At 61.6% G+C, this 15,758-nt stretch carries 15 protein-coding genes; 8 read left to right on the top strand and 7 right to left on the bottom strand.

Going from position 1 to position 15,758, the window contains the following annotated elements; translation table 11 throughout:
• Positions 1 to 50: 50 nt before the first annotated feature.
• From cmoB to QF043_RS23210, 6 genes are all read right to left on the bottom strand, one after another.
• Complete coding sequence (gene cmoB / locus QF043_RS23235; RefSeq protein ID WP_307420330.1) at positions 51 to 1,007, bottom strand: tRNA 5-methoxyuridine(34)/uridine 5-oxyacetic acid(34) synthase CmoB; 957 nt, start codon at positions 1,005 to 1,007, stop codon at positions 51 to 53.
• Complete coding sequence (cmoA, locus tag QF043_RS23230) at positions 1,004 to 1,747, bottom strand: carboxy-S-adenosyl-L-methionine synthase CmoA (RefSeq protein ID WP_307420329.1); 744 nt, start codon at positions 1,745 to 1,747, stop codon at positions 1,004 to 1,006. Before cmoA ends, cmoB begins: the two co-directional genes overlap by 4 nt.
• Before the next feature lie 35 nt (positions 1,748 to 1,782).
• Positions 1,783 to 2,439 carry a lysoplasmalogenase gene (locus QF043_RS23225; protein ID WP_307420327.1) on the bottom strand — a complete coding sequence of 219 codons (657 nt, stop codon included), beginning with the start codon at positions 2,437 to 2,439 and terminating at the stop codon, positions 1,783 to 1,785.
• A 1-nt stretch (position 2,440) separates the two neighbouring features.
• A complete protein-coding gene (locus QF043_RS23220; RefSeq protein ID WP_056858879.1) occupies positions 2,441 to 2,830 on the bottom strand; it encodes a protease inhibitor I42 family protein in 390 nt (129 codons plus the stop codon).
• A gap of 194 nt (positions 2,831 to 3,024) precedes the next feature.
• A complete protein-coding gene (lon, locus tag QF043_RS23215) occupies positions 3,025 to 5,448 on the bottom strand; it encodes an endopeptidase La (protein WP_305458010.1) in 2,424 nt (807 codons plus the stop codon).
• Between the two features lie 221 nt (positions 5,449 to 5,669).
• Positions 5,670 to 6,659 (bottom strand): GntR family transcriptional regulator, encoded by a 990-nt coding sequence (locus tag QF043_RS23210; protein ID WP_307420326.1) that lies wholly within the window; start codon positions 6,657 to 6,659, stop codon positions 5,670 to 5,672.
• A gap of 335 nt (positions 6,660 to 6,994) precedes the next feature.
• Between QF043_RS23210 and QF043_RS23205 the strand changes: the two genes are divergently transcribed.
• The 8 genes from QF043_RS23205 (at position 6,995) to QF043_RS23170 (ending at position 14,859) form a co-directional block, all read left to right on the top strand.
• Entirely contained in the window at positions 6,995 to 8,326 is a 1,332-nt protein-coding gene (locus QF043_RS23205; RefSeq protein WP_307420325.1) for an amidase, read from the top strand.
• A gap of 11 nt (positions 8,327 to 8,337) precedes the next feature.
• The gene (locus QF043_RS23200; protein ID WP_010212857.1) at positions 8,338 to 9,216 is read left to right on the top strand and encodes a polysaccharide deacetylase; all 879 of its coding nucleotides are present in this window, start codon (positions 8,338 to 8,340) and stop codon (positions 9,214 to 9,216) included.
• 184 nt (positions 9,217 to 9,400) lie between these two features.
• Positions 9,401 to 10,741, top strand: coding sequence for an MFS transporter (locus QF043_RS23195; protein WP_069786160.1), 1,341 nt, complete (start codon positions 9,401 to 9,403; stop codon positions 10,739 to 10,741).
• A gap of 10 nt (positions 10,742 to 10,751) precedes the next feature.
• The gene (locus QF043_RS23190; protein WP_307420324.1) at positions 10,752 to 11,513 is read left to right on the top strand and encodes an SDR family NAD(P)-dependent oxidoreductase; all 762 of its coding nucleotides are present in this window, start codon (positions 10,752 to 10,754) and stop codon (positions 11,511 to 11,513) included.
• Between the two features lie 140 nt (positions 11,514 to 11,653).
• On the top strand, positions 11,654 to 12,403 hold the full coding sequence (locus tag QF043_RS23185) for an SDR family NAD(P)-dependent oxidoreductase (protein ID WP_219337861.1): 750 nt from the start codon (positions 11,654 to 11,656) through the stop codon (positions 12,401 to 12,403).
• Between the two features lie 13 nt (positions 12,404 to 12,416).
• Entirely contained in the window at positions 12,417 to 12,713 is a 297-nt protein-coding gene (locus tag QF043_RS23180; protein ID WP_307420323.1) for a hypothetical protein, read from the top strand.
• Positions 12,710 to 13,684: a GTP-binding protein gene (locus QF043_RS23175; RefSeq protein WP_307420322.1), complete on the top strand. Its 975-nt coding sequence runs from the start codon at positions 12,710 to 12,712 to the stop codon at positions 13,682 to 13,684. Before QF043_RS23180 ends, QF043_RS23175 begins: the two co-directional genes overlap by 4 nt.
• Positions 13,681 to 14,859, top strand: coding sequence for a PotD/PotF family extracellular solute-binding protein (locus tag QF043_RS23170; RefSeq protein WP_307420321.1), 1,179 nt, complete (start codon positions 13,681 to 13,683; stop codon positions 14,857 to 14,859). The genes QF043_RS23175 and QF043_RS23170 overlap by 4 nt, the downstream gene beginning before the upstream one ends.
• A gap of 255 nt (positions 14,860 to 15,114) precedes the next feature.
• On the opposite strand, the gene QF043_RS23165 is transcribed toward QF043_RS23170, so the two are convergent.
• The gene (locus QF043_RS23165) at positions 15,115 to 15,690 is read right to left on the bottom strand and encodes a hypothetical protein (protein WP_307420320.1); all 576 of its coding nucleotides are present in this window, start codon (positions 15,688 to 15,690) and stop codon (positions 15,115 to 15,117) included.
• Positions 15,691 to 15,758: the final 68 nt, after the last annotated feature.

Raw genomic sequence — 15,758 nt, 5'->3', positions numbered from 1 at the left:
AGGAGCCAGCTCCCACATGTTGATCCCCATTTAGTCAGGGAAATCAGTGTTTATTTCTTGGCGATAATCACCGCCCGCATCGGCGCCGGCAGCCCTTCAATGGTCTTGCTGTGATCATCCGGGTCCAAAAAATCACTCAGCGACTGATACTTCATCCACTCGGTGCCACGCTGTTCCTCAACCGTGGTCACGCTCACATCCACGCAACGCACATCGCTGAAGCCTGCGCGGCGCAGCCACAACATCAGCGCCGGCACCGACGGCAGGAACCACACGTTGCGCATCTGTGCGTAGCGGTCTTCCGGCACCAGCACTTGCTGCTGATCGCCGTCCACGACCAGGGTTTCCAGCACCAACTCGCCGCCTTTGACCAGGGTGTCCTTGAGCGCCAGCAGATGTTCGATCGGCGAACGGCGGTGATAAAACACGCCCATGGAAAACACCGTATCGAAGCCTTCCAGGTTCGACGGCAGGTCTTCAAACGGGAACGGCAAGTGCCAGGCCTTCGGCTCGGACAAGTAGCGCTGTACCGCCTGGAACTGGCAGAAAAACAGCCAGTTCGGGTCCACGCCAATCACGCTGTCGGCGCCCGCGCCGAGCATGCGCCACATGTAATACCCGTTGCCGCAGCCCACATCGAGGATGCGCTTGCCCTTCAAATCCAGGTGCGGCGCCACCCGTGACCACTTCCAGTCCGAACGCCATTCAGTGTCCACATGCACGCCGAACAGGTTGAACGGGCCTTTGCGCCACGGGCTCAGGCCCATCAGCGCGGTGTGCATTTGCGCGCGGGTAGCGTCGTCGCAATCGGTATCCAGCGTCAGGCCATTGAATAAATCGACGTCGCTGGGCTGGATCTGCGGCAGTGCGTCCAGCGCACTCTGCCAGCGCTCCAGGTCGCCATGACCCTTTTCCATCTTGCTGTCGAGCTGCGCTTGCAGGCCCTGGGCCCACACGGCCAGAGGAGTGCCGACCAAATGGCGGGCGAGGGGGGACAAATCAATCATGGCAAGGCAATCAACGAGGCAAAGTTAAGACACTGGAACCACGGCACGACTTTCGAGAACCCGGCCGCCAGCAAGCGTTCGCGGTGTTCTTCGAGGCTGTCGGGCTTCATGACGTTTTCGATGGCGCTGCGCTTCTGGGCAATTTCCAGTTCGCTGTAGCCGTTGGCGCGTTTGAACGCGATATGCAGGTCGGTGAGCAGCGCGTGTTCTTCGGGATCGTTGAAACGCAGCTTTTCCGAGAGGATCAACGCACCGCCCGGCAGCAGTGACTGGCGGATACGCCCGAGCAACGCCAGGCGTTGGTCGGGCGCGATAAATTGCAGGGTGAAGTTCAACGCCACCACCGAAGCAGGCTGGAATTGCAGCGCGAGAATGTCGCCCTCGACCACCTCAACCGGCAGCAACTCCTGGAACATCGAGTCTTGCCCGTTGAGGTATTCGCGGCAACGCTCGACCATCGCTGCGGAGTTATCCACCGCAATCACTCTGCAGCCGTCGGTACGCACATGGCGACGCAAGGCTTGGGTCACTGCGCCAAGGGACGAACCGAGGTCGTAGAGCACGCTGCCCGGCTGGGCAAATTGCGCCGCCAGCACGCCGAGGTTCTCGACGATGGTCGGGTAGCCCGGCACCGAGCGCTTGATCATGTCCGGGAACACCCGCACCACGTCCTCGTTAAAGGCGAAGTCCGGCACCTGGGGCAGGGGCTGGGCGAATAGGCGATCGGGTTCTTTGCTCACGGTTGTTCCGGCGACGAGGGGGAAAGGCCGGCATTTTAGCCAAGTTGGCCCTCGTGTGCGCGGGTTGTCTGATGGAAAGCCGAGGCCGTGATGCCCCACTGGCCGAGCCAGTAGGTGATGATCAGCAAATACGGCGCCGCATCGAAGGCCAGCACAAACCGATTGATGCCGATCAGCGTGTCGGAAAACACAAACGACACCGCCCCCGCTGCCGCCAGCCAGGCCGAGCGTTTCGGCACCTCACTGCCCAACCGCGCCAGTGCGCGCCAGAGCATGGCACTGATCACCAGCGCGTAAACCACCACGGGCACCAGCAAGTCGCCCAGGCCGTGGGAAATCAGGATGCTCAACAAAATCGCGCCGACCACCAGCGCCAATACCAAGGGCAACACCGCCAGGCGGCGGCAATCGCTGAAATACGCTTTCAAATACGCCAGGTGCGCAAACAGGAACGCGCCCAGGCCAAAGATAAACAGGTCGCCCGGCCAGGCGAGCAGCACATCGCCGACCAGGGAAAAAATCAACCCCAGGCTGATCCAGCGTCGATAGTCGGTGGGCGGCGCATCATGCAACCAGCCCAGCAGTGCCAGCACCGGCAGAGGTTTGACCAGCAGGCACAACAGGGTTGCGTGGGTGGTCAGACCATAGATAAAGGTGCCGGCGCCCATCAGCGCGAGGATCAGCCATGGCATATCAGTTCACCGTAATGGCGCAGTCGAAGGTTTCGGCAGGTTCGGCTTCCGGCTCCCAGGGCTGCTGGGACGTCAGGCGCAAACGGCCTTGGCCGGCTGCGAAGGCCTGGAAGCGCCACGTCGACTGGCCGCCGCCCCCGATCACACCGGATTCGCTGCTGCTGTAGACCTCTGGGCTCAATGCACGCAACACGCCGCCGGCGGAATCCTGGATGGCCCAGCGGTAGCCGGTGGTGGGGTTGCTCGGCAAGGTGAGGATCAGGTTTTGTCCGGTTTTAAGCTGGAGCGGGCAGGCGCTCTGGTTATCCACGCTGACGTTTTGCTTGGGGGCACTGGCGCATCCGGCCAGCAGGGCAAGGCTCAAGGGGAGAAACAGGCGGGCAGCGGTCATGGGGGCTCCGTTCATTCACGACGAAGGGCGAGCATAACCGAAGATGAGACAAGGTGTGACAAGCAGAAAGTGGTAGAAACCTTTGTGGCGAGGGAGCTTGCTCCCGCTGGGCCGCGAAGCGGCCCCGGCTTTTTTGGGACTGCTGCGCAGTCCAGCGGGAGCAAGCTCCCTCGCCACAGGGTTGGAGTGAATTTTTAGAAGAGCACTTTCGCCACATCCGCAAAACGCTTGGCAAAGTGCACGGTCATGCCTTCCTTCAGGTACTCCGGCAACTCCTCAAAGCTGCCACGGTTCGGCTCCGGCAAAATCAGCTCATGAATCTTCTGGCGCCGCGCCGCAATCACCTTCTCGCGCACCCCGCCAATCGGCAGCACATGCCCGGTCAAGGTCAGCTCGCCGGTCATGGCCACGCCTTTTTTCGGCGGTTGGTTGCGTGCCAGCGACAGCAACGCACTGGCCATGGTCACACCCGCGCTCGGGCCGTCTTTGGGTGTGGCGCCTTCCGGCACGTGCAGGTGCACGAAGGCTTCATCGAAGAACTTCGGATCGCCGCCAAACGACTTCAGGTTCGAGCTGATGTAGCTGTAGGCAATCTCGGCGGACTCTTTCATCACTTCACCCAACTGCCCGGTGAGTTTGAAGCCGCGATTGAGCGTATGAATGCGCGTCGCCTCAATTGGCAAGGTCGCGCCGCCCATGCTGGTCCAGGCCAGGCCAGTGATCACACCGGTGCCGGACAGCACTTGCTCGTTGCGGAACACCGGCATGCCCAATGAGCTTTCCAGGTCCTTGTTGCCGATCTTGATCACCGAGTCCGGCTCATCCAGCAACTTGACCACTGCCTTGCGCACCAGTTTGCCCAGCTGTTTCTCCAGCTGGCGCACCCCGGCTTCCCGCGCATAACCGTCGATCAAGGCACGCAGGGCGCCGTCGCTGATGGTCAGGCTGGTTTTCGCCACGCCGGCTTTTTCCAGCTGCTTGGGCCACAGGTGGCGTTTGGCGATGGCGACTTTTTCTTCGGTGATATAGCCCGACAGGCGAATCACTTCCATACGGTCCAGCAACGGGCCGGGGATCGAGTCCAGGGTGTTGGCGGTGCACACGAACAGCACTTTGGACAGGTCCAGGCGCAGGTCCAGGTAGTGGTCGAGGAATTCGACGTTCTGCTCCGGGTCCAGGGTTTCCAGCAGCGCCGACGCCGGGTCGCCCTGGAAGCTCTGGCCCATCTTGTCGATCTCGTCGAGCATGATCACCGGGTTCATCACTTCCACATCTTTAAGCGCCTGCACCAGCTTGCCCGGCAGGGCGCCGATGTAGGTGCGGCGATGGCCCTTGATTTCGGCCTCATCGCGCATGCCGCCGACACTGAAGCGGTAGAACGGCCGGCCCAGGGATTCGGCGATGGATTTACCCACGCTGGTCTTGCCCACGCCTGGCGGGCCGACCAGCAGTACGATGGAGCCGGCGACTTCGCCTTTATAGGCACCTACCGCCAGAAACTCGAGGATACGGCTCTTGATATCGTCAAGGCCGGCATGGTGCTTATCCAGCACCTTGCGTGCGTGTTTAAGGTCGAGTTTGTCCTCGCCATACACGCCCCACGGCACGGAAGTGGCCCAGTCCAGGTAGTTGCGCGTGACCGCGTATTCCGGCGAACCCGTTTCCAGGATCGACAGTTTGTTCATTTCTTCGCTGATGCGTTTCTGCGCCTGGGTCGGCAGCGTTTTGCCCACCAGCCGCTGTTCGAACTGTTCGACATCGGCGCTGCGGTCATCCTTGGTCAAGCCCAGCTCTTGCTGGATGACCTTGAGTTGTTCCTTGAGGAAGAACTCGCGCTGATGCTCACCGATCTTGCGGTTCACCTCGGCGGAAATCTCTTTTTGCAGGCGCGCAACTTCAACTTCCTTGCGCAGCATCGGCAGTACTTTTTCCATGCGCTTGAGCATGGGTACGCAGTCCAGCACTTCCTGCAACTCGTTACCGGTGGCCGAGGTCAACGCGGCGGCGAAGTCGGTGAGCGGCGACGGGTCGTTGGGGCTGAAGCGGTTGAGGTAGTTCTTCAACTCTTCGCTGTACAGCGGGTTGAGCGGCAGCAGTTCCTTGATCGCGTTGATCAGCGCCATGCCGTAGGCCTTGACCTCATCGGTCGGCTCGGTGGGCTGGTGCGGGTATTCGACTTCCACCAGGTACGGCGGGCGATGGTGCTTGAGCCAGGTCTTGATGCGCACGCGGGTCAGGCCCTGGGCGACAAATTGCAGCTTGCCGTTTTCGCGGCTGGCGTGGTGCACCTTCACCAGCGTGCCGTACAGCGGCAGGCTGGAGGTGTCGAAGTGGCGCGGGTCTTCGGGGGGCGTGTCCATGAAAAACAGCGCGAGCGAGTGGTGGTCGGATTTGCTCACCAGCTCCAGGGTTTCGGCCCACGGCTCTTCGTTGACGATAACCGGCAATACCTGCGCCGGGAAAAACGGCCGGTTGTGGATCGGGATGATATAGACCTTGTCCGGCAGGTTTTGCCCAGGCAGGGCCAGGCCGGTGTTGGACGAGGTTTCGTGTTCAGCATTTTCGGGGTCGGCGTAATCGTTCAGGTCGATGTCCGGGAATTCTTGCTGGTCGCTCATGGGGCACCTGCATAAGGAAGTATGCAGGTTAGATGGGGCGGGGTTGCGGTGGTTTCAATGGTGGGCGTGAGATAGCAACATATTGCATGAAATTTCCGCCAGCATCGCTGAACCCTGTGGGAGCTGGCTTGCCTGCGATAGCGGTGTATCAGCGACTGATAAGTTGACTGGCCCACCGCCATCGCAGGCAAGCCAGCTCCCACCTTTCAGATCGGGTGAAGTCAGCTGATTTTGTGCAGGTAGGCCGGCAGCGGCTGCTCCGGTAACACCGACAGCACCTTAAGGCGCTGCAACATGCGCTGCCGCGCCCGCTGCAAATGCTCGCGCAAATTCAGCGCCGCCGCATCAAATGCTCCATGCAGCAACAACTCCAGAATCAAGCGATGTTCGGCGAGCATGGCAGGATCTGCGCCGATCCCCAGTAAACGGTAAAAAATCCGACTGATGATCATCGGGCTCTGGCCCTGGCGGATCAGCGCGGCGATCTTGCGGTTTTGCAAACCCGCCAGGCAGCGTTGGTGCAAGTCTTCTTCGATCTGCTCGAGGGTTTCCAGGCTGCAGTGCGGGCTTTGCTGGGCGTCCAGTACGCGCTGCAACATCGCTTCGAGCAACTCACGGTCCAGGTTTGGCGCGCTCTGGCGCAGCGCCTCGGGTTCCAGGCAGGCGCGCAATTCGTAGTCTTCGGTGACTTCCCGCGCGGTCAATGGCCCGGCCAGCCACTGGGAGTAGGGTTCTTTTTCCACCAGGCCACGGTCGCGCAGGCGCATCAGCGCTTCACGTACCACGGCGCGGCTGACGCCGTAGTGGTCGGCGGCGGCTTGCTCGTCCAGCCGGTAATGGCCAAAAGCGATGCAGGTGGACAGTGCCGCGCCGATTTCCTCGACGATCCGCTCACCCAGCGGCCGCGTATCCACCCACTCAGCCTCGCCATCAAGGCCCAGATGCGCCTGACTCAGGGGCAAGCGCAGCGGCTCCATGGCCAGGCCTTCGGGGTTGATCAAGTAACCCCGGCCATTGAAGCGGCAGATCAGGCCCTCATCATGCAGCAGGTCCAAAGCCTTGCGCACCGGCACGCGGCTGGTGCCGAACAGTTCGGCCAGAGGCGCTTCCAGCAGTACCAGCCCATGGCGCGCGGTGCCGTTGACGATCGCATTACGCAACACTTGGTGAATCATCGCGTAACGGGAGGCCGAGGCGGACACTGCTTTCATCGTGTTCTCTTGGGCGTGTAGGAAAGTGGCCGGGGATTCTCTCATAGATGAGCCTGTCACTCCGCGCCACAGTGGTGGCACTTTTTTGGGGCCGGAAAGACAAAAACGTTACTTTTCGCACCAAAATGTATTTATTAATAAAAGATACATTATTTCAATTGGGGCTAGTCTCATCACTCAGGTCGCTTTTTTTTGCATACCGAAAAACCACCTATCCCGCAGTTGTTGGCGATAAACCTCACGAACACGACAACACCTGCAAAGAGACTGGCACGAAATCTGCCTTTGTAAAATGTACATTTTATTAATATGTACGTTTTACGAGGGTCATCTCGATGTCAGACGCCACCTCAATGGCCCAGGACTTTGCCAGCGGTCGCAACGACCCGGTGCAGGCGCTGGAACAGGCACTCGTCCACGCGAGCATGGCGCCCAGTGTGTTTATTTCCCTGACCGCTGGGCGCGCACGCCGTGAAGCCGAGGCGGCAGCCGCGCGCTGGCGTGCCGGTCAGCCCTTAAGCTTATTCGACGGCGTGCCACTGGCCTGGAAGGATTTGTTCGACGTGGCCGGCAGCATCACCACCGCAGGCGCGGCCTATCGCCGCAACGCCGCGCCAGCCTTGATCGATGCGCCCAGTGTCGGGTTGTTGTGCCGCGCCGGCATGGTCAGCATCGGCAAGACCAACCTCAGCGAACTGGCGTATTCCGGGCTGGGCCTGAACCCGCATTTCGGCACGCCCCATAACCCCAGTGGCAGCGATCAACCGCGTATCCCCGGCGGCTCGTCGTCGGGCTCGGCGGTCGCGGTGGCGGCGGGGATCGTGCCCATCGCCATGGGCACCGACACGGCCGGCTCGATCCGCATCCCCGCAGCGCTCAATGGCGTGGTGGGCTATCGCAGCAGCTGTCGACGCTACAGCCGCGACGGCGTATTCCCGCTGGCGCACACCCTCGACAGCCTCGGCCCGCTGACCCGCAGCGTGCGCGATGCGCTGGCCATCGACGACCTGCTCAACGGCCGCACGCAACAGCACGTCGCCCGTAGCCTCAAGGGCCAGCGTTTTGTGCTTGAGCAAGGCGCGCTGGAAGACATCGAACCCGCCGTGCGCAATAACCTGCTGCGCGCAGTGGACCCGCTCAAGGCCGCCGGTGCGTTGATCGAGGTGCGCGCATCAGCCACCTTCCAGGCCACCCTCAACCTGATCAAGCAGGACGGCTGGCTCGGCTCATTCGAAGCCTTCGCCCTGCACGAAAAACTGTTGGACAGCAGCGATGCCGAGCAACTCGACCCGCGTGTACGCCGGCGCCTGGAGGCCGCACGTGAATTGCCCGCCAGCCAACTGTTGCACCTGATCGACGCGCGCCGCCGCTTGCAGCTCCAACTGGTCGATGAGCTCGACGGTGCCGTGCTCATTACCCCGACGGTCGCCCATGTCGCCCCGGCGCTGGCACCGCTGCAAGCCGACGACGAGCTGTTCGTCAAAACCAACCTCGCCACCCTGCGCCTGACCATGCCCGGCAGTTTGCTCGACATGCCTGGCGTCAGCCTGCCCAGCGGCCGTGATGCCCTGGGCTTACCCACCGGCCTGCTGCTCAGCACGCCGAGTGGCGAAGACGCACGCTTGCTCAGGGCCGCGCTGTCGGTCGAAACCACCCTGAATTTTTAAGGAGACACACCATGGCTAAAGACATTCTCTGTGCATTTGGCGTCGACGTAGACGCCGTCGCCGGCTGGCTCGGCTCCTACGGCGGTGAAGACTCGCCGGACGACATCTCCCGCGGCTTGTTCGCGGGTGAAGTCGGCGCGCCACGCCTGCTCAAACTGTTCGAACGCTACGGCCTGCGCACCACCTGGTTTATCCCCGGCCACTCGATGGAAACGTTCCCCGAGCAAATGAAGGCGGTGGCCGACGCCGGCCACGAAATCGGTGTGCACGGCTACAGCCACGAAAACCCGATTGCGATGACGGCCGAACAGGAAGAAATCGTCCTGGATAAATCCATCGAGCTGATCACCCAAGTCACCGGCAAACGCCCGACCGGTTATGTCGCGCCCTGGTGGGAATTCAGCAAGGTCACCAACGAGCTGCTGCTGAAAAAAGGCATCAAGTACGACCACAGCCTGATGCACAACGACTTCCACCCGTACTACGTGCGCAAGGGCGACAGCTGGACCAAAATCGATTACAGCCAGCACCCGGATACCTGGATGAAACCTTTGGTGCGCGGCGAAGAAACCGACCTGGTGGAAATTCCGGCCAACTGGTACCTCGACGACCTGCCGCCAATGATGTTCATCAAAAAAGCCCCCAACAGCCACGGCTTCGTCAACCCGCGTCACCTGGAAGAAATGTGGCGCGACCAGTTCGACTGGGTCTACCGCGAGCACGAACACGCGGTGTTCACCATGACCATCCATCCCGACGTGTCCGGTCGCCCGCAAGTGCTGTTGATGCTCGAGCGCCTGATCGAACACATCCAGAGCCATGCCGGCGTGCGCTTCGTTACCTTTGACGAAATCGCCGACGACTTTATCCGCCGCCAACCGCGTACCTGATCTGAGTCATCCGTTACCTGTGGCGAGGGAGCTTGCTCCCGCTGGACTGCGGAGCAGTCCCATTTTTAGGGTCCCTTCGGGCTGGTGCGCCAGCCCGGCCCAGCGGGAGCAAGCTCCCTCGCCACAGGTACAGGTTCCACCTTAGCTAGTCGGCATTTGCCCCCAACCCTGCGAGGCGCGATTTATGTCCATCTACAACAAGCTTGACCTGACTGGCTGGAAACCCCGGCAACTGACGTCCCAGGAGGTGCGCTTTGCTACCTGGATCGCGTTTTTCGCCTGGGTGTTTGCGGTGTATGACTTCATCCTGTTCGGCACCTTGCTGCCGGAGATCGGCCGGCACTTCGGCTGGGGTGAAGTGGAGCAAGCTGAAATCGCAACGTGGGTGGCGGTGGGTACGGCGGTGGTCGCCTTTGCGATTGGCCCGGTGGTGGACAAGTTGGGCCGGCGCAAAGGCATTATTTTTACCGTGGCAGGTTCCGCACTGTGCTCGGCGCTCACCGCGATTGGCGGTGCGTGGGGCAAGTCGCCGCTGATTCTGATTCGTTCGCTGGGCGGCCTGGGCTATGCCGAGGAAACCGTTAACGCCACCTACCTCAGCGAATTGTATGGCGCCTCGGAAGACCCGCGACTGACCAAGCGCCGTGGGTTTATCTACAGCCTGGTGCAGGGCGGCTGGCCGGTGGGCGCGTTGATCGCGGCCGGGTTGACCGCGCTGTTGCTGCCGATTATCGGCTGGCAGGGCTGCTTCATCTTTGCAGCGATCCCGGCCATCGTGATCGCAATCATGGCGCGCAAGCTCAAGGAGAGCCCGCAGTTCCAGATCCATCAGCGCATCAGCGAACTGCGTAAAAGCGGCGCGGTAAAAGAAGCGCAAAACGTCGCCGTGACCTACGGCGTCGACTACGACGAACACAGCAAGGCTGGCCTTAAAGCCGCCTTCCGTGGCCCGGCCCGGCGCGCCACGCTGGTGATCGGCGCCGCGCTGTTGCTCAACTGGGCGGCCATCCAGGTGTTCAGCGTGCTCGGCACCTCGGTGATCGTCAGCGTGCACCACATCTCGTTCGAAAACTCGCTGATCATCCTCGTGCTCTCCAACCTGGTGGGCTACTGCGGTTACCTGACCCACGGCTGGATGGGCGACAAGATCGGCCGCCGTAACGTCATCGGCCTGGGCTGGATGCTCGGCGGCCTGGCGTTTGCCGGGATGCTGTTCGGCCCTAGCAATATGCCGATGGTGGTGGGGCTGTACAGCCTGGGCCTGTTCTTCCTGATCGGGCCGTACTCGGCGGCGTTGTTCTTTATCAGCGAGAGTTTCCCGACCAGCATCCGTGCCACCGGCGGCGCGATCATCCATGCCATGGGGCCGATTGGAGCAGTGGTCGCAGGGTTTGGCGCCACCCAGGTGTTGTCCGCCGGCAGTGACTGGCAGACCGCCGCGCTGTGGTTCGGCGCGCTGCCGTGCTTCTTGTCCGGCGCGCTGATGTTTGCCGCACGCCATGTGCGCCCGGAAACCGTTCAGTAAGGAGTGTTAGATGAGCCGTAAAGTTGCCTTGATTACCGGTGCCGCCAGCGGCATCGGCCAAGCCCTTGCCGTGGCGTATGCGCGCAGCGGCGTGGCGGTGGTCGGCGGGTATTTCCCCGCCGATCCCCATGACCCGCATACCACCGTGGCCCTGGTGAAAGACGCCGGTGGCGAATGCTTGATGCTGCCGCTGGACGTAGGCAATAGCGCCTCGGTAGACGCCCTGGCCGAGGCCGCCGTGCAGCACTTCGGCCGCCTCGATTACGCCGTGGCCAACGCCGGCTTGCTGCGCCGTGCGCCGTTGCTGGAGATGACCGACGCGCTGTGGGACGAGATGCTCAATGTCGACCTGACGGGGGTGATGCGCACTTTTCGCGCGGCAAGCCGGCACATGAAAGAGGGCGGCGCGCTGGTGGCGATTTCATCGATTGCCGGCGGTGTGTATGGCTGGCAGGAACACAGCCATTACGCAGCAGCAAAAGCCGGTGTGCCGGGCTTGTGCCGTTCGCTGGCAGTGGAGTTGGCGGCGCTGGGGATTCGTTGCAATGCGGTGATTCCGGGGTTGATCGAGACGCCGCAGTCGCTGGATGCGAAGAATTCCTTGGGGCCGGAAGGCCTGGCCAAGGCTGCGCGGGCAATTCCGTTGGGTCGGGTAGGGCGGGCGGATGAGGTGGCGTCGCTGGTGCAGTTTTTGACCAGTGAGGCGTCGAGCTATTTGACTGGCCAAAGCATCGTCATCGACGGCGGCTTAACCGTGCGCTGGCCCGACTGACCGTACTCGATCTAAACATGTGGGAGCTGGCTTGCCTGCGATTAGCGGTGGGTCAGCACCACATGGGCTGGCTGATCCACCGCTAATCGCAGGCAAGCCAGCTCCCACAGGAGACCGTGTTTGCCTTAGGAGATTTGTGTATGTCTCAATTGAACAACCGTCGTGCCGTAATCACTGGCGCAGGCAGCGGCATCGGTGCCGCCATCGCCCGTGCCTACGCCGCCGAGGGCGCACGCTTGCTGCTGGCCGACCGTAACGCCGCCAGCCTCGCCGAAACCGCGATTACCTGCCGCAACCTCGGCGCCGAGGTGGTCGAGTGTCTGGCCGATGTGGGCAGCGTTGAAGGCGCCCAGGCCAGTGTCGACCGTTGCGTCGAACACTTCGGCGGCATCGATATTCTGGTCAACAATGCCGGCATGCTCACCCAGGCACGCTGCGTCGACCTTTCCATCGAGATGTGGAACGACATGCTGCGCGTCGACCTCACCAGTGTGTTTGTCGCCAGTCAGCGCGCCCTGCCGCACATGCTGGCGCAGCGCTGGGGCCGCATCATCAATGTGGCCTCGCAACTGGGCATCAAGGGCGGCGCCGAGTTGACCCACTATGCCGCGGCCAAGGCCGGAGTGATCGGCTTTACCAAATCCCTGGCGCTGGAAGTGGCCAAGGACAACGTGCTGGTCAACGCCATCGCCCCCGGCCCGATCGAGACGCCGTTGGTGGGTGGCATCAGCGCAGACTGGAAGCGCGCCAAAGCCGCCGAGTTGCCCCTGGGCCGCTTTGGCCTGGCTGATGAAGTGGCGCCGACCGCCGTGCTGCTCGCCAGCGAGCCGGGCGGCAACCTGTTTGTCGGCCAGACGCTTGGCCCGAACTCCGGCGATGTCATGCCATGAGTGAGGTGTAAGCATGTGCGGACTCTGCGGCCTGCTCGGTGAAGACCTGCACTGGAGCGACCCCTTGGGCGATGAGCTGCCCAGGCGCCGCGAGCGCCTGCGCCGCATTGCGGCGATCAATCAGGTGCTGGCGGTGTTCCGGCTCAAGGTCGAAGACTTCCAGGGCGCGTCCTATCTGTTGTTGGGCGCTACCGGCAAGCAGGCATTGGCGACTGGCCTGGAGCAACTCTGGCAGGCGGCTGAGAGCATGCTCGGTCGCCCGTTGGACCCGCTCGACCCGCGTGTGCTTGACCATCTGGAGTCGTCATGAGCATTGCCCTTAATGTCATCACCGGCTTCCTCGGCAGTGGCAAAACCACGCTGCTCAAGCGTTTGCTGCAAGGCGAAAGCCTCGGTGATACCGCGCTGTTGATCAATGAATTCGGCGATATCGGCATCGACCATCTGTTGGTGGAAGAGGTCGCGCCAGACACCGTGCTGCTGCCCAGCGGTTGCGTGTGCTGCTCGATTCGCGGCGAGTTGAAAGACGCGCTGCTCGGCCTGTTGCAACGCCGTGAGCGCGGTGAGATCCCGGCCTTCAAACGCGTGATCCTGGAAACCACCGGGCTGGCCGACCCGGCGCCGATCCTCGCCACCCTGAATAACGACGTGCAACTGCGTGGGCGTTTTCACATTGGCCTGGTGATCACCTTGGTCGATGCCAGCCACGCCGAGCTACAGGAGCGCTTGCACCCTGAGTGGTTGGCCCAGGTGGCGGCGGCAGACAGGCTATTGCTGAGCAAGACTGATCTGGCTGGCGACAGCGATTCACTGCGCACGCATTTACAGGCGCTTAACGCTGGCACCCCAATCCTCAATACTCATGAGATCCACAGCGGCGACCAACTGTTGCTCGGCGAAGGTTTGCGCAGCGCCGAGCCCGCCGCAGAAGTCAGCCGCTGGCAACTGCACCGCACCACCACGGCGAGCCACGGCGCTGCCCAAGTCTGCTGCCTGACGTTCGAGCAACCGCTGGACTGGGTGGGCTTCGGGGTGTGGTTGTCGATGCTGTTAAGATGCCACGGCGAACGAATCCTTCGCGTCAAAGGACTGCTTAACGTGAATGCAAGCTCGGCCCCCATCGTTATCCATGGCGTGCAGCACTGCCTGCATGCCCCGGTGCATTTGCCTGCATGGCCAGGCGCCGACCGCCAGTCACGCCTGGTGTTTATCCTGCGTGGCCTCGACCCGGCGCTGTTGCGACGCTCGTTTGAGGTGTTCTCACGGCGGTTTGCGGCATGATCACACTGCGTGTCCTTGGTACTTCCGTGACCTTGCTGGAATGCCTGCGCGTGCGCGCCGAACAGGAGCTGGGCATCCGCCTGGTGTACCAGGTACACGATGTAGCGCAGGCCCAGCGCATTGCGGTGATGCAACCCGAGAGTTACGACCTGTACGACCAGTGGTTCCACAACGTCGACTTCGTGTGGCCGGCGCGGGCGATCCAGCCCATCGACACACGGCGTATTGCGTTGTGGCATGAGATCAATGACCTGCCCAAGCGCGGCCGGCTGTCGGCCAGTGACCGCCTGGGCAGCGGCAGCGTGCCCAGTGAGCGCCTGTTCGTGCAGCACGACGGCAGCCTCGGCAGCACAGTGACCGAACGCATCAGCATGCTGCCGCTGACCCACAATGCCGACAGTTTTGCCTACCGCCCCGAGCGCTTGCCCGACGGCTTCAGCCACGGTAATGAAAGCTGGGGCTGGCTGCTCGACCCGGCCTGGCGTGCGCGTACCGCGTTGCAAAGTGACGCGGCGATTGGCGCGCTGGATGCGGCGTTGGCGGTGCAGGGCGCGGGGCTGGCGCAGTTCAAGGACATCGGCAACATGAGCATCGAAGAGATCGATGTGCTGGCCGACATCCTGGTGCGCAAGCAGAAGGAAGGGCACTTCGCCGCGTTCTGGTCCGATGATGAAGAAGCCGCGCAGCTGATGCTCAGCCCGAGTATCGATATCCAGAGCCTGTGGTCGCCGACCTTGATGCGCCTGCACCGTGCGGGTGTGAAGTACCGCTTGGCGGTGCCGCGTGAAGGCTATCGCGCGTGGTTTGGCGGTTTGTCGTTGTCACGCCATGCCCAAGGCCCAGTGCTGGATGCGGCGTATGCCTATCTCAATTGGTGGTTGTCCGGCTGGCCGGGCGCGGTGATGGCGCGCCAGGGTTACTACATCGGCAACCCGGCGCGCACCCGCGACCATTTGAGCAGTGCCGAGTGGGATTACTGGTACGCCGGCCTGCCGGCCCGCGAGGAATTACTGGGCAGTGACGGGTTGCCGTTGATCGACATCGGTGACGTGCGCGATGGCGGCTCCTACGAGCAACGCATGGGGCATATCGCGGTGTGGAACTCGGTGATGGATGAGCACAATTACCTGGTGCGGCGTTGGGGCGACTTTATGCGCGCGCGGGCCGTGGGCTGATCCGCCGTCAAGAGGCGTCGGCGGCAGCGATATGGTTAGTGTGACCGTTCAGGCGCCAATCAAGTTTCCGTCATTGTTGGCAATGAGCCGCAGGCGTAGCGGGTATTTGAAAGTAATAATGAACATCGGAGCTGACAAATTCGCCCGTTCACGGCGCAACAGGCGTAGTGGCTGTAACGTCTGTCGCGCCGACTGTTGGCGTACGCGGTGAGTGTGCGAGAGCAGAGACACACGCTGGCCGGGAAGTGCTATTGATTACACGTTCGTCGTGATTGATGAACAGGGCTTTATTGCTCGAATATTATCCCAGCGGCACTTTAGAAAGAGGCGCGATATATCGACTACGTGCGTTGTTTGCCACGCCTCGGTTTTTAAGTCTTCATCGATCTTCGTGTTGAGCGTGATATAGCGATCGGCGGGGTCATTGAGAAATACACACGCGGCGGCATTGACCACGGTGGCGTCAGTCGGTGCCCCATCGCCTTCATGAAATCTCAGCCGTACCAGGTCGGGTTTGCCATCCAGGTCAAGGTCTTCGGTAAAAATCTCAAGGTAGCGGTTAAACGGGCGATCAATCTTCCACCACTTGAACTGGAGAAAACATTTGGCCAGGGCGCGGGCCAAGGCAGCATCGACGCTATTGTTAACGCCGCTACCATTAATGTCATCGGCCAGCACCCACTTTAAACTTCCATGGTCGTGTTCCGACGTATTCATGACTAACGCTTCAGCGACGGCTTTAGGGCGGACGCCATCAAAAAACTCCAAGTAAACCGCATCAATTACGTTGTTGTCGTAATCGTCCTGAGCCGTGATCTTCAAATAGCGCATTGCAACGTCCTTGAAAAAAAGAAAGTCGATATTTTCATTGTTTTTATAATAAGGCCATGAGCGTTATT

The organism is Pseudomonas sp. W3I7 (assembly GCF_030816095.1).
GTDB classification, from domain to species: domain Bacteria; phylum Pseudomonadota; class Gammaproteobacteria; order Pseudomonadales; family Pseudomonadaceae; genus Aquipseudomonas; species Aquipseudomonas salomonii.
This window is presented reverse-complemented; position numbering and strand designations above follow the sequence as displayed.

Bases quoted from the DNA above. Each gene is read 5' to 3' on its own strand.
- QF043_RS23175 (WP_307420322.1), top strand. From the start codon at position 12,710: ATGAGCATTGCCCTTAATGTCATCACCGGCTTCCTCGGCAGTGGCAAA.
- QF043_RS23205 (WP_307420325.1), top strand. From the start codon at position 6,995: ATGTCAGACGCCACCTCAATGGCCCAGGACTTTGCCAGCGGTCGCAAC.
- cmoB (WP_307420330.1), bottom strand. From the start codon at position 1,007: ATGATTGATTTGTCCCCCCTCGCCCGCCATTTGGTCGGCACTCCTCTG.
- QF043_RS23200 (WP_010212857.1), top strand. From the start codon at position 8,338: ATGGCTAAAGACATTCTCTGTGCATTTGGCGTCGACGTAGACGCCGTC.
- QF043_RS23220 (WP_056858879.1), bottom strand. From the start codon at position 2,830: ATGACCGCTGCCCGCCTGTTTCTCCCCTTGAGCCTTGCCCTGCTGGCC.
- QF043_RS23170 (WP_307420321.1), top strand. From the start codon at position 13,681: ATGATCACACTGCGTGTCCTTGGTACTTCCGTGACCTTGCTGGAATGC.
- QF043_RS23225 (WP_307420327.1), bottom strand. From the start codon at position 2,439: ATGCCATGGCTGATCCTCGCGCTGATGGGCGCCGGCACCTTTATCTAT.
- QF043_RS23165 (WP_307420320.1), bottom strand. From the start codon at position 15,690: ATGCGCTATTTGAAGATCACGGCTCAGGACGATTACGACAACAACGTA.
- lon (WP_305458010.1), bottom strand. From the start codon at position 5,448: ATGAGCGACCAGCAAGAATTCCCGGACATCGACCTGAACGATTACGCC.
- QF043_RS23180 (WP_307420323.1), top strand. From the start codon at position 12,417: ATGTGCGGACTCTGCGGCCTGCTCGGTGAAGACCTGCACTGGAGCGAC.
- QF043_RS23190 (WP_307420324.1), top strand. From the start codon at position 10,752: ATGAGCCGTAAAGTTGCCTTGATTACCGGTGCCGCCAGCGGCATCGGC.
- QF043_RS23185 (WP_219337861.1), top strand. From the start codon at position 11,654: ATGTCTCAATTGAACAACCGTCGTGCCGTAATCACTGGCGCAGGCAGC.
- QF043_RS23210 (WP_307420326.1), bottom strand. From the start codon at position 6,659: ATGAAAGCAGTGTCCGCCTCGGCCTCCCGTTACGCGATGATTCACCAA.
- QF043_RS23195 (WP_069786160.1), top strand. From the start codon at position 9,401: ATGTCCATCTACAACAAGCTTGACCTGACTGGCTGGAAACCCCGGCAA.